General features: G+C 36.2%; 13 protein-coding genes. All 13 read left to right on the top strand.

What is annotated here, in order from left to right; all coding sequences use genetic code 11:
• Window positions 1–89: 89 nt before the first annotated feature.
• The 13 genes from I6F53_RS09130 to I6F53_RS09070 all read left to right on the top strand — a co-directional run bounded on the left by I6F53_RS09130 (window position 90) and on the right by I6F53_RS09070 (window position 13,087).
• Window positions 90–1,130 (top strand): LacI family DNA-binding transcriptional regulator, encoded by a 1,041-nt coding sequence (locus I6F53_RS09130; RefSeq protein WP_197239295.1) that lies wholly within the window; start codon window positions 90–92, stop codon window positions 1,128–1,130.
• Between the two features lie 67 nt (window positions 1,131–1,197).
• Window positions 1,198–2,601 (top strand): sugar porter family MFS transporter, encoded by a 1,404-nt coding sequence (locus I6F53_RS09125; protein WP_442960587.1) that lies wholly within the window; start codon window positions 1,198–1,200, stop codon window positions 2,599–2,601.
• 1,082 nt (window positions 2,602–3,683) lie between these two features.
• Complete coding sequence (locus tag I6F53_RS09120) at window positions 3,684–4,082, top strand: type IV pilin protein (RefSeq protein ID WP_197118742.1); 399 nt, start codon at window positions 3,684–3,686, stop codon at window positions 4,080–4,082.
• The gene (locus I6F53_RS09115; RefSeq protein ID WP_165741667.1) at window positions 4,073–4,525 is read left to right on the top strand and encodes a GspH/FimT family pseudopilin; all 453 of its coding nucleotides are present in this window, start codon (window positions 4,073–4,075) and stop codon (window positions 4,523–4,525) included. Before I6F53_RS09120 ends, I6F53_RS09115 begins: the two co-directional genes overlap by 10 nt.
• Entirely contained in the window at window positions 4,519–4,929 is a 411-nt protein-coding gene (locus tag I6F53_RS09110; RefSeq protein ID WP_165727826.1) for a prepilin-type N-terminal cleavage/methylation domain-containing protein, read from the top strand. The genes I6F53_RS09115 and I6F53_RS09110 overlap by 7 nt, the downstream gene beginning before the upstream one ends.
• Window positions 4,926–5,438 (top strand): PilW family protein, encoded by a 513-nt coding sequence (locus I6F53_RS09105; protein ID WP_165741665.1) that lies wholly within the window; start codon window positions 4,926–4,928, stop codon window positions 5,436–5,438. The genes I6F53_RS09110 and I6F53_RS09105 overlap by 4 nt, the downstream gene beginning before the upstream one ends.
• On the top strand, window positions 5,439–7,358 hold the full coding sequence (locus I6F53_RS09100; RefSeq protein WP_197239291.1) for a DUF7305 domain-containing protein: 1,920 nt from the start codon (window positions 5,439–5,441) through the stop codon (window positions 7,356–7,358).
• Between the two features lie 620 nt (window positions 7,359–7,978).
• Complete coding sequence (traN, locus tag I6F53_RS20845) at window positions 7,979–8,224, top strand: conjugal transfer protein TraN (RefSeq protein WP_197239289.1); 246 nt, start codon at window positions 7,979–7,981, stop codon at window positions 8,222–8,224.
• A gap of 24 nt (window positions 8,225–8,248) precedes the next feature.
• Window positions 8,249–8,527, top strand: coding sequence for a hypothetical protein (locus tag I6F53_RS09090; RefSeq protein WP_197239288.1), 279 nt, complete (start codon window positions 8,249–8,251; stop codon window positions 8,525–8,527).
• A gap of 71 nt (window positions 8,528–8,598) precedes the next feature.
• The gene (locus I6F53_RS09085) at window positions 8,599–9,489 is read left to right on the top strand and encodes a hypothetical protein (protein ID WP_197239286.1); all 891 of its coding nucleotides are present in this window, start codon (window positions 8,599–8,601) and stop codon (window positions 9,487–9,489) included.
• A gap of 205 nt (window positions 9,490–9,694) precedes the next feature.
• Entirely contained in the window at window positions 9,695–10,105 is a 411-nt protein-coding gene (locus I6F53_RS09080) for a hypothetical protein (RefSeq protein ID WP_197239284.1), read from the top strand.
• A gap of 70 nt (window positions 10,106–10,175) precedes the next feature.
• Window positions 10,176–10,745, top strand: coding sequence for a hypothetical protein (locus I6F53_RS09075; protein WP_197239256.1), 570 nt, complete (start codon window positions 10,176–10,178; stop codon window positions 10,743–10,745).
• Window positions 10,742–13,087 (top strand): hypothetical protein, encoded by a 2,346-nt coding sequence (locus I6F53_RS09070; protein ID WP_197239255.1) that lies wholly within the window; start codon window positions 10,742–10,744, stop codon window positions 13,085–13,087. The genes I6F53_RS09075 and I6F53_RS09070 overlap by 4 nt, the downstream gene beginning before the upstream one ends.
• Window positions 13,088–13,098 lie beyond the last annotated feature (11 nt).

The raw sequence follows: 13,098 nt of genomic DNA, 5'->3' as shown, positions 1-13,098 counted from the left end.
TAAACAATATCAAGCTTTACAATTATGTATAATGAAAATTAAGAAAGTTAATTATAACAATCAAATGATTGTGAGTAGGTAATAAGAATATGGCCGACCCTAAAAGAGCAAGAATACAAGATGTAGCCGAGCAGGCTGGTGTATCAATGATGACAGTTTCGCGCGTGCTCAACCAAGACAAAAAAGTAAGCGACAAAACCCGCGAAAAAGTAATGGCGGTTGTTGAGCAATTAAATTACAGGCCAAACGTGTCTGCTAGGCGCCTTGCTAGTACTAAGTCATTCTTTTTAGGGCTGTTGTACGATAACCCAAGTGACTCTTACATAAGCCAGTTTTTATTGGCAGCGCTTAAAAAATGCCGCGCATTGGGCTATCACCTTGTTGTTGACGAAGCGCATACCGATATTGACAAAACAATTGAATCGGTAAAGCAACTTATTGATGTTACACAGGTTGATGGCATGATTTTACTGCCTCCTATGTGCGACAACGAACAGGTTTTAGATGTACTAACTAAAGCAAATGTTCCGTTTGTAAGAATAACACCAGATACAAAATTAAATCGTTCCCCTTATATATGCATGGACGATTACCAAGCGGCGTTTGATGTTACAGAGCATTTAATAAATCAAGGGCATAGCAAAATTGCACATATTATTGGCGACACCAAACAAGGTGTAAGCCGTTTGCGTTACCAAGGTTATTTAGATGCATTGCGCTCTAATAAAATAATAACGCCACCTGAGTATATAGAGCAGGGCAGTTTTACCTATCAATCGGGCATGGAAGCGGCAATAAAATTACTTTCGCTTGATGATAAACCAACAGCTATTTTTGCAGCTAACGATGATATGGCGGCCGCTGTAATTTCAATAGCTCAAAAGCAAGGTATTAATATTCCAAGCGAACTCTCGGTTGTTGGCTTTGATGACACGCAACTTGCAACCATAGTTTGGCCAAATATTTCTACGGTAAAACAGCCCATTAATGAAATGGCTGAGCTTGCGATTACTTTACTTGCATCGGGTCAGTATAACGATTTAAGCAATGTAAAAAGCTTAGACTTAAGACATATTTTAGATTTTGAATTAATAGAAAGAGAATCAAGCTCAACCAACAAAAATAACTAAATAAGCTAAAACGCACACCCTTTTGAGCTTCAAAATCTATATAAAATAACAACAACACACAATATGGATACTTATGAACGAGAAAGAAAATGTACTTTTAATAGTACTGGTTTGCTTTGTTGCGACCATTGGCGGGTTTTTATTTGGGTTTGACAGCGGCGTAATTAACGGCACGGTTGATGGACTCCAAACAGCGTTTGGCTCCAGTAGTGCAGGTACGGGATTTAACGTATCGAGCATGCTAATTGGTTGTGCCATTGGTGCGTTTTGCGCAGGTCGGTTAGCTGATAAATTTGGTCGGCGTCCAATTTTACTTTTTGCCGCTGCTTTATTTATTATAAGTGCTTGGGGTTCGGGTGTGTCAGCCACATCGTTTGAATTTGTGATTTATCGCATTTTAGGCGGCTTAGCTGTAGGGGCTGCGTCGGTTATGACCCCAGCTTATATTAGCGAAATTGCCCCGGCGCGATACAGAGGCACGCTCTCTACACTTCAACAAGTGGCTATTATTTTTGGTTTGTTTAGCGCATTTGTGAGTAACTACTTTTTAGCAAATACGGCTGGCGGTTCTACGGCTTTATTTTGGCTCGACTTTGAAACATGGCGTTGGATGTTTTGGGTTGAATTATTACCTGCATGCTTATTTTTAATCGCTTTATTTTTTATCCCCGAAAGCCCTCGATACTTAATTATGGCTGGTAAAAAAGACGCTGCTGCACGGGTGTTATCGTCATTATATGGTGATAAAACTGCCGCTCATAAATTAAATGAAATAGTAGAGTCGCTTGCTGACGATAAACACCAACCTAAATTATCGGATCTTATTGATAAACCTAAAAAACGTTTACGCCCCATTGTTTGGATAGGAATTGGCTTAGCGACATTTCAGCAATTAGTAGGCATTAACGTTGTTTTTTACTACGGCGCGGTACTTTGGCAAGCCGCAGGCTTTACTGAATCTGACGCGTTACTCATTAATATAATAAGCGGTTTTGTAAGTATTTTAGCGGTGTTTATTACCATGTATTTTATAGACAAAATTGGCAGAAAACCTTTTTTGTTAACCGGCTCTATAGGTATGACAGTGACGCTTTCGGTTATTGTTTATGCCTTTTTAAATGCAGATATGGGCCCAACCGGTAACTTAGAATTAGGTGAGCAGGGCATAGTTGCTTTAATAGCCGCTAATGCGTATGTATTCTTTTTTAACTTATCGTGGGGCCCTGTAATGTGGGTTATGTTAGGTGAAATGTTCCCTAACCAAATTCGCGGCTCTGGCCTTGCAGTTACCGGCTTTGCCCAGTGGATAGCTAACTTTTTAATTACTTGGTCGTTCCCTGTTATGCTCACAGGCATTGGTTTAGCTGGGGCTTATGGTTTTTACGCATTTTGCGCGTTTGTTTCAATTATATTTGTATTTAAGTTTTTACACGAAACCAAAGGCAAAGAGCTTGAACAAATGAAAGGGTAAATATTATTCCTTTAATAAGCGCCAAAACTAAAGCAATAGAACTAGAATAATAGAACTAAAGCAATAGTTTTGGCGTTGTTAGACTGCTTCACTCGTTAAGCTTTTTTTACTAAACCCAAACACTTTATAAACTCGCAGTAACTATCTCACTTCTCAATAGTTAAATTACTAATGCATTTAAGTAAAGTGTAAGTCGCTTGTTCAATATCACGATCAGTAATAGCGTTTAACATCATTTTTTACACTTTTATTATTTCGATTTAAGCTGCCTCCATCGCTGTTTTCCCTTAGTTGTTAACTGGGTCATCAACCTTCGGCCATGTTCTAAAAATGAATAATATTAGACGTGACGTAGTTTTTTTTAACAAGACGTAGTTGCGCAGTTTGTGTAATAAGCAACTAAAAAGCAAATACAGCTGATAGTCTGCAGTGAGCGAGAACCCGTCATTCAAAAATTTTGATATCTGAAGTCAAGATTTGACCCTCGGCTTTTTTTCTCGGCTTTTTTTTATTTAAATAACAGAGATTCTCGCGCAGGCGGCGATTAGAGTTGCACGAAGTGTGCTGATGAAAATAGACGTGTTTGCTTAGGGCGGCGTAGTTTTCAAGAAAAGCTCCTAAACTGGTTAATTACTTATATTTTTAAAAATAACACACGGGAGGTTTTGTTTCTAGTGGATAAAATTCAATATAAAAATGCTTAAATAAAATACAGGTAATTATTTTTGAAACTTAAATAGTGAGGTAAAAGGCCGCACGAATTTTTTTAAATTATTTTTTAGAGTAATAACCCACGCCTATTTATTAAATAAATAAAATGCTAAAGCCTGCAGTACTTAAGGGTTGGTTTTAATTAAATATATAATTATTCTAAGGAGTTACCTAACGCACTGTTTTAGTGCAACTTTTTAGATGTGTTAGTTTAATTCAGGGTATTGTTGAAGTTAATCGTACAATCCTTAATATTCAAACTTTTATATTATTGACAGCACATTGTTTGGCACTATCATGTACTACAAAATGAATCTTGGCTTAATTTTTGCAAAATTAAACATATTGCTATAAATAATGGAATTAAATAATTGGACACACAGCGGGTTAAGAAACCTTCCGGTTTTACTCTTATAGAATTAATGATAGTAATTGCAATTATTGGGATTTTATATGCAATTGCACTTCCTAGTTATACGAGCTACATACAGCAAAGTAGAAGAGCAGATGTGCAACAGATTTTATTACAACAAACAGCTGTTTTAGAAAGGCAATACACCCGTGTTGGTGGCTACCCAAGTACATTTACTTTTCCTACCTCAGATTATTACTCCTTTAGCTATACAACCGATGCAACTACAGGTGCTTCAAATGGGTCTGAATTTACAATACAAGTTACTCCTAAAGGTGCACAAAAAAGTGACGAGTGTGGCAAGTTGTCTGTAAATCAAAGCGGTACAAAGTCTGCAGATAAATCCCAGTGTTGGTAAAAAAAAGCATTGGCTTTACTTTACTCGAAGTTTTAATCACGATGACTATTATCGGTATTCTAACTGCCGTTGCGGCTCCTTCGTTTATTACTTTTATAAAGCGGGATCGATTAATTACAAACTCGAACCAATTGCATAGTGTTTTTAAGTTCGCGCGAAGCGAAGCGGTCAAAAGGGATCAAAAAGTCTCGCTCAAACTAACAGACAGCCAATGGCAGGTACAAACAGAAATAGACTCTAAGCAAACAATGTTAAACATGTTTGAAATCACGCATAACAGCATTTCAGTCGGCCTTGAAGATATTAATATTTCAAGTACAGGCGAATTAAGTCAATCCTATCAAATTTTAGTAACCGATGGTGATAGCTCAACTTCTGATTTTACACTGTGTATTTTACAAAGCGGGCAAAGTTGGTTAGCTGAGGCGCCTGAAACATGCTAAAGAATCGCAATAAAGGATTTTCTCTTTTAGAGGTTATGATTGCATTAATTATTGCAACCGTGGCTTTATTAGGATTAGCCTCAGGGCAATTAAAATCATTGCAATACATAACAAACAGTTTTAATTATACGGTATCTATAATTGAGGCTAATAATGTATTAGAACGAATTTGGCCACACCTATGCGAACTGCAACAAACGAATCCTGATTTGTACAATGATGCTGATTTCAGAGCTTATTTATCTCCACAGATTGATGCCTATACACTTATTTTACCAGCGGATTTTTCTAATGATTTAACTGTTGAAATAACATGGCAAGATAAACGTTTGACTGACAATTTAGAAAACCGTGTTGTAATTACAGGAAGTTTTCCGACGCTACCTGCTGGATGCGTGCCATGAAAAATTTAATAAATAAGCACCATGGTTTTACGTTAATAGAGCTTATGGTTGCACTTGCTGCAGGTATGTTTTTATTAGGTGGTGTGAGCCTGGCTTATTCTTCAATTAATAGCAGTACCAGCACAGCAAAAGATTTAGAAAATGCATTAGATGTAATCCGATTTAGCAGTAAAGTATTTACACGAAGTCTAAAACAAACCAGCTCAATTCCTACTTATAGCGATAATATTTTAAGTGTTGAGCAAGAATCGGGTGTACTTGCATGCACAGGCTCAATAATTAATGCGCCATTCACTGAAAAATATAGTCACGAAGACGACTCATTATTTTGTGATATAGGTAATGGCAAAGTAAAAATATTAAAAGGTGTTAATACAATCAGCTATCTAATTGATAACAATGTTGTGAGTGTCCTTGTAGAACCTACAAACTTACCAAGCCAATTTAATAACAGCTTAGTTATTGATATATCTTTGTCGCAAATGGTAATGAATAAGGCATTTCAATAAATGAAAAATACATCTGGTTTTACGCTTGTTACTGTACTTATTTTAACATCTATGGCTTCAATTGTTGTACTTAGCACTCTTAGAGATAGTGTGATTCAGGAACGTTTGAGTGGTAATTTTCAGAAAAAGTTGAACGCAAGGTTGATGTCTGAAAAAGGCATATTTTCAAGTATGGAAAAACTTGAAACAGCAATGCTTGCAGACCCGACTATAAATATTAATGATCTAATAGCCCGTAATAGTGAAGTTTCTGGAACAGGCTCACTTGAATCTAGTATATACAATGCAACCATCGAGATTGACAGTAATGGCGATATTTTAATTTCTAGCGAAGGAACCCGCTTTGAAGGCGAGGACCAAATGCAAGCTATATTTGAATATGTAGTAGGTGGCGGCGGAACTACCAGTGCCTCAGTTTTTTCTAATGGAATTACAGGATGTTCTGGTGTTGCAATTAGTGGAAGTGGCTTAATTGATAGTTATGATTCGTCTTTAGGGGATTATAACGACACGCTAGATGATGGCAGTAAAAATACATCAGAAGAATCTTTTGTTAATACAGTTAACGATACTGGTGATATTACGCTCAATGGTAGCGGCACAATTGAAGGTGATGTTTTATCCTCGAGTAACTTATCAATTATTCAAGGCGCAGATGTTACAGGCAATATTCATAGTAATGGCAATTTAATACTCTCTGGTGGTGTGGTTATTGGAGGAGATGCATCTGCATATTTAAGCTTCACACAAAGTAGTGGTACTGTTTCGGGTAGTATTTCTGCAAACCAATCTATCTCAATACAGCAAACGCCAGTTGGTGGAGATGTGAGTTCATCCGGTTCTATTTCGGTTACAGGTAATACAGTCCAAGGAACAATTCGTTCATATGGTTTAGTGGCTCTTACACAAACAATAATACGTAACGGTGTTTATACTTCCGGTAATTATGAACAAACAGGTGGAACCGTATACGGTGGAGTGCGTGTTCAAGGTAATGTAACACTTAAACAGTGGGGCAGTACTATTGATAGTAAAGATTTAAGATACGCAGGTAACGGATCTTTTAAAGACGATACACCAGAGTATGCTTTTTTACCTTATAAAGTATCAAGTACAGAAATATCAATACCAACTATTGAGCCTGTTGAAAAAATAACACCAGAGAGTGAAAATAATAGAGGGTTAACTACGTGTGACCCACTTGATATCAAAACAGCGATTGATGGCGTGTCAGTTACTACAACAAGCCCTGACCTTTTTATAAATAACAATAGCAGTGCTGGGGACTTACTCGAATTAGAGACTAATGAGGCTAACTTTTTAGTAGATTTTGGTAGTACTCCAGATGGGACTATTAATGCTAAAGCTGCTACTTTTCTTGATTCAGCAACTCAAATATTTTATTTTGATGACGTGACAATTAAGGGGCGAATGCAGGTAAAAAGCAACCACAATGCGGTTATGTTTGTAGATGGTGATTTTACAATGAATGGCGCAAGTTCGCTAACGATCCCTGATAACAGCAGTTTAACTATAATAATTAAAGGAAAGTTTCAAATAGGCAGTGGTGCACAGGTTCACACCCCCGACAATGGCATTACAGACGAAGGGCGACCTGTTTTTAGTATTTATAGTTCATATAATGGAAATGACACAGGAATAGAGTTCTCAGGTGGTACACAAGAGCTTTACGCTGTTATATACGCACCTCTTACACAAGTTAAAGTTACTTCAGCTGTTGGTTTTAAAGGATCTATTTTAGGAGATACAGTTATTGTAAGTGGTGCTGGTGGTATTCACTTTGACACGGCATTAAATGAGGCTAGTTTTGGTGGTTCTTCATCTGGTAGTAATGGATCAGCAAGCAAATTAGTTTTTAAAGGCTGGCGCTTTACACCCATTGAACAAAGCAATGAATAAAAAATACTGCTAATAAGCTTATTTCTATAAGAGAAGCTATTAGGCTTGCTAAATTAATTGCTCTTATTAATATTCTAAAATTTAAAATTTAAAATTTAAAATTTAAAACTTAAAACTTAAAACTTAAAACTTAAAACTTAAAACCAAACTCTCTTAATTTTTCATATACGTTTATGTCAAAACGGTAAAAATAGGAGCTCGGGAGCTACGTTTGTTTTTCTTTGCAGTTTATTAATAAGTTCATTTTTTCACCCAAATTTGTATGCTTATTAGCATAACATTTCTTTCTTAATGGGTGGCCAAAATCACTACTACAGAACGGTTGTTCAAGAGTGAGTAGTGCTTTTTCTTTTAGATGTTTTTATTTTTAAGTTGGTACGACTGAGTGGATTCGAACCACCGACCCCTACCATGTCAAGACGTTAGTTTGTCTCCTTCAAAATATAAATAACCTTATGAAATAATATTAATTATATTATTTTCAATGCCTTATTGTTTTTTATTTATTTGGGTGAGCTGTTTATTATGGTTTTTACAATATTTATCATCAAATTTAGGCGCTATTTAGGCACATTTTAAAAATGTCAAAAATGACTCCTTCTTAATATGATAAAAAGGGTTTGGCTAGGAAAACCTATACACTGAAATTATTACTTAAGATAAAAAAGCAATGCATACCGATTGGGGATAAGTATTGCGCGAAGGACACATTAGGGGTGTGCTATATAAGAAGACAAGACCATTGTTGCTACGATTCAATTTTAGCTCGCATTATAATGGAGCAAGCAAGCCCTATGTTAGGCCATGACTTAGGCGCGTATTCAGAAGACGTCATTGACGGGTCTACACTGCGAAGTTGCCCATGATTAACACCCGTAGAGCTGAGCAATTTGGACTGGAACCAAATTGATTTGTCGGAATGGATAGACATTATGCTTGAGTCTGGAATTACCAGTTTTGACCAAGATGTAGAGAAACTTACCGGCTCTGGCCGAACGTTAAATAACGCACAACGCGATGATGGTATTAGCCGTACCATTGATAGGTCAAATGAAGTGAATTTATCGGATAGGGCCGACGAAGCACGCGGACTTATTAAAGGCGATGACATTGATTGCTCGTACAGTCCACGGCCATTAGCTTGTTACTTTAATGATAATGGGGGTTAATATGTTATGAGTTGCCCGATTTTAAAATTACATTAATATAGAACCAACTAAACAAAATGAGAATTAAAACAATGCTTAAACAAACATTAGCAACACTTTTTTTAACAGCACTATTAGCGGGGTGCTCATCAACTCCTGATATCCATGAGGACTTTACCGCCAGCGAGGGAGATTCTTATGCAAAAACTACGATGCGGTTAATGGGTACTAATAAGTTTGTTGACTCAAAAAATGGGGATGAAGGCACCCGCAAAGTGGCGGGAAGTGGTGCGATGAAGGTCTTGCAGCTTGTGTCATTAGATTTTGTTGGGTTAGCACAAAATTCACTGAGTGATTATTTAATTGAAGATGATTATACATCGAAAACATCCCAGCTATTAGTTAGGCTAGATGGTGTGAGTGAGGCAGAGTTAAACACCCCTGAATTATTAATTGATAAAGCACGAGGTAAAGTGGAGGCGATGATAACAAACTTTGGCCTGCCACGTATTGATCCGCCAAGCTATGTACCTGAGCGCACAAGGCCGGTATTTTATAATTTTGATTTAAACGTTGGTGTATGCAAAAACGTTAAAGGCATAGGCAAATGTTTCTTTACAATTCAACACCCAGAAATTGAAAGCTATGACAAAGCCACGCAAAGTGCTTATGTTAGATTTAATGTGTATGGTCAAAAGTTCGCAGCCCATGTAATGGGAAGATATAAAAGCGATGATATTAGTCTGTATATTACACCCAATCATAGTGAGTACGGATCAGAGTTTAACTACCAAACGGCAACTAAAGTACCTGTTGTTATAAATAGCGGGCGTGTTCATAAGTTCATTAAAGATGCTAAATTTACCGATGGCGCACCGATAGACGATTTAGCTATATATTACCAAATAACCACCAAAGAAACGGGTATTAAAAAGCAATACAAAATCAACGTAGCGGATTACACATACACCAAAATTAACTAACCACTAAAGCCACCAGCAAGACACACTTTTTAGTCATGTGTTGTAGCTGGTGGTTTCCAATCCAACAAAAGACCACCAAAACCCCCAAAAAAAGCCCAATTTCTAAAAAACAGATTATTTATGTTCGATTCAGCATTTTTTTTTAACTGTAGATTGAAAATCACTTGTTAATGTATCCATGTGATTTTTTCTTAAGGCGACTGAAATGCGTATTAAATGTTTACCTCTGGTAGGGATGGCCCTGTTATCTGCAAATGCGTTAGCAGATGAACCCGCTTATACATTTACAGGCACTATTGAGGCGACAAAGCCCACTTTTGAGCTTGTAAACAATTCCACTGAACTTGTGTCCCAAGTAAAGCCGTTTCAGCTTAACGCAAGTAAGCTGTCTGACGGTGAATACTGTACCACGACAACGGATTTAACGACTGCAATGCAGGGCGGTACACAAAGTAGTGGCTACTGCTTATTTGAGTGGGATACACCGAGTGATTTTGACACCAACGGCTATGCGATTACTGGTATACCAGTCACGGATGGGGAGTTAACGCTAAACTATAAGGTTAGTTTCTTTTCTGGTAGTGCCAAACTTTTTGAATATTTATACAACGTTTAAAGGTTTATTTACTCTCTTCCTGCCACGTTATAAAAATAAAAGGTGGCAGCTTATTGTTTTGGTGATTAGCATGATTAAAGATAACGTAGAAATTAAACTAGAAAAAATCGATGACTTATTAGAAAAATGTACATTTGAAAGTATTTTTGCAGAAAATATCTCCCTTGAAAAAACCACAAGTAATTTAATCAGTAATATAAATCTACTTTCGTTTTTGAAACCAAGTTCAAATGATAGCTTTGATACAATAACTACTTGGAAACTAGATGCTTATCAAGCTCCGATAATTGGATATAAAACTGATAACGAAAAGTTGAAACTAGTTTCTGGCTTGTTTACATATCATAAAATTTGCAGACTTAAAGCACAATCTAATGAGCTTATTCCATGTTTGATCCTTCCTAAACGCCCTTCACCAGATCTCAGACGCTTAATCTTCTTAAATGATATTGTACGACTACTTCTTAAGCAGTACTTAAATGCATCGGGCCCTTCAATCTCAGAACTGCTTGTTTGCTTATTTAAAGGCCATGAGTCAGTTATTAATTCGAGTGAATGGCGAGCTTTATTTCCTTCGATAAAAACAAAAACGGAATTATGTAAATGGCTTAAAATTAGTACAAAAGTGATTAAATTATGATGGGTATGCTAAAAGTTAAACTTCTCGAGCATATTGAGTTGTATTGCAAAAAGTTCAACTTGGAAATCAGTCATGAGGATATAAGATCTGATTTTGAAGACTTTATTTCCCGTATAAGTGCACCGGATGATCTGAGTGGTCTAGCTCAAGTGTTTTTATTACTAAAGAGGATGAATCACACATCTAAAAAGCTATGGCTATTTACTAAAAGTGAGTTATGTCTCGCTGAGTATATTTGTGATGCTTTTTGTGAGTATGACGTTGAGTTAGGTCCCGGCTTAAAAGAGAGTTTTAAGCGTAGTAGCTATAAAAAGGGATGGTGTAACGAGATACCATTCTATGTGTTACTTATTAAGTCATATGAGTATAAGCAAGATGAAAATTCATTAAATTTGCTTGCTAATTTTATTAGTCATTACTTTAGAGCTATAGACACACTTACAGATCCTGAATTAGCCACTAGCTCATCAACAAGGGAAGCAGAGGTTTGTAATAAGTTTCGTTTACTAATGAAAAAGTCTAACGTAACCTTTGATCTGAATAAAGACCACATACTAATAGGTTACCCTGAACCGACTCCATCAATAGTGAGTAAGTTAGAAATAATTATCAGTAATGATATATATACGAGTCATACTACAGAGAGGGGCTATTTAAATACGTTAATTCACTTTTATAAGAATGACTGGCAACCAGCACGTCTTCATAAAAATTCGTACCGTGATATCAGTACAATAGCTAAACGGTATAAAAAATCTAATAGTTTACCTATTGCTGGAGTGATAGATGATTTATCAGTTTTAATTCCATTTTCTGCAGCTTCATCAGATACCGAGGGGCTTAACCCAGAAGATTCTGAAGTTCAGATGCCTTTTGTGATTGATAATGGTAGTAATACTGAAAGAGATAAAACTGATCATCAAAGCATTAAAATGGTTTTAAGTCCTGCCAGTAAGAAAAAAGAGCAGATAGATATAACTCGCAATGTGCACCGAGCTCATAATGTTGCCTATCAAGATATACGATTGTTGAAGGCACCAGAGCTGAGGTTGTTATTTGATACACTAATTAAACATAGTCGTTCAGATATAAATATTGAACTATCTGTAGTTGGGTGGCTGATGTTTTTATTAGGTAAAACATTTAAAGAAATAAAAAGTTTACATATATTTTATAAGTTAGATGATAAAAAACGAGGGTTGTTTTTAGATGAAAATGGACGAGGTTGGTGGTATTTCCCACTAATACAAGAAGCCAAAACAACGCTAAAAAACGTTGGCCTTATTTCTACTGAGGCTGAAGTGTTTACAGCTTGTCCTACTTTTTTGACTGATTTAATCATTAAAAACTTAAAAGGAAGAAGAGAAGGTTTACTTATTAACGCAAGCGATTTTTCATCACTTGAAAGTAGTTTATCTAAAAAATTAAAAAAAGTATCAGATGCAGCTTACAGTGGAAGATTAAGTATCAATAGTATCAGTAATTTCATTGTAAATTATATTAATGCAACGGCTGTGATAGACCCTATTTTTGTAGATTATAGTTATGATATAAAAATGTATTCGACTCGAGTATCTAGAAGTTATAGTAATATTGACGATATTACACGGTGTGAAAGACTATCTGCATTTTGGAAAGAAGTTGAGTCGGATTATTATGATTATTGCAAAGAGAAATTACCTGTGAAGCTTTTCGAGTTGCTATATTTTGACAAGCAGAATATAAGATTAGGCTCTAAATTCACACCGGAAAATCAGACTGTTCAGAACCTCATTACAGCTTTAACATCAGACATTGACAATGCAAAGTTAGACTCATTAAAACAATTAGATGCAATTTTAGAATACCATAATGCGTTCACAGTTTATGTGGCGTGGATGTTAATGTTTGGAAGCGGTTATAGAGCTGTTTGGAACCCTTTACCTACCTTTTCTCTGTATTTTCCATCATTAAGCCTAATGGGGATAAGTGATAAGGATGATATCGATTTTACGCACTCTAGATTAGTGTGTTTACCTTCAGTTTTAAATGAACAAATTGCTGCTTATCAAGCACACCTTAGCTGTTTAAGGGGTTTGATAAGAGTAGTAAAACCTAAGTTATGCCGTTCCATAGATAACTTCTTGAATACATCTTTTGAAAGCTTAAATTTAGATTATACAGAATCTTGCCAGTGGTTTAAGATGATCAGAAATTCACGAATAAACCACGGACCTTTATTTATATTTGAAAGGCAAAGATCTGGTGTTGTTACTAAAAGTATTTCTCCAACACAACGGCGTTTTTCAAGACAGTTGTCGCCTAAATTGTTAAGCAGCTTCTTTGTGTTGCTCTGGATTTAACTCCACAGCGC

Origin of the sequence: Pseudoalteromonas sp. SWN29 (assembly GCF_015864465.1) — a bacterium.
In the GTDB taxonomy this organism is placed as follows: Bacteria; Pseudomonadota; Gammaproteobacteria; order Enterobacterales; family Alteromonadaceae; genus Pseudoalteromonas.
This window is presented reverse-complemented; position numbering and strand designations above follow the sequence as displayed.

Excerpts from the sequence above, each read along its gene's own strand:
- I6F53_RS09130 (WP_197239295.1), top strand. The coding sequence starts at position 90 with ATGGCCGACCCTAAAAGAGCAAGAATACAAGATGTAGCCGAGCAGGCT.
- I6F53_RS09110 (WP_165727826.1), top strand. The coding sequence starts at position 4,519 with ATGCTAAAGAATCGCAATAAAGGATTTTCTCTTTTAGAGGTTATGATT.
- I6F53_RS09105 (WP_165741665.1), top strand. The coding sequence starts at position 4,926 with ATGAAAAATTTAATAAATAAGCACCATGGTTTTACGTTAATAGAGCTT.
- I6F53_RS09100 (WP_197239291.1), top strand. The coding sequence starts at position 5,439 with ATGAAAAATACATCTGGTTTTACGCTTGTTACTGTACTTATTTTAACA.
- I6F53_RS09085 (WP_197239286.1), top strand. The coding sequence starts at position 8,599 with ATGCTTAAACAAACATTAGCAACACTTTTTTTAACAGCACTATTAGCG.
- I6F53_RS09080 (WP_197239284.1), top strand. The coding sequence starts at position 9,695 with ATGCGTATTAAATGTTTACCTCTGGTAGGGATGGCCCTGTTATCTGCA.
- I6F53_RS09075 (WP_197239256.1), top strand. The coding sequence starts at position 10,176 with ATGATTAAAGATAACGTAGAAATTAAACTAGAAAAAATCGATGACTTA.
- I6F53_RS09070 (WP_197239255.1), top strand. The coding sequence starts at position 10,742 with ATGATGGGTATGCTAAAAGTTAAACTTCTCGAGCATATTGAGTTGTAT.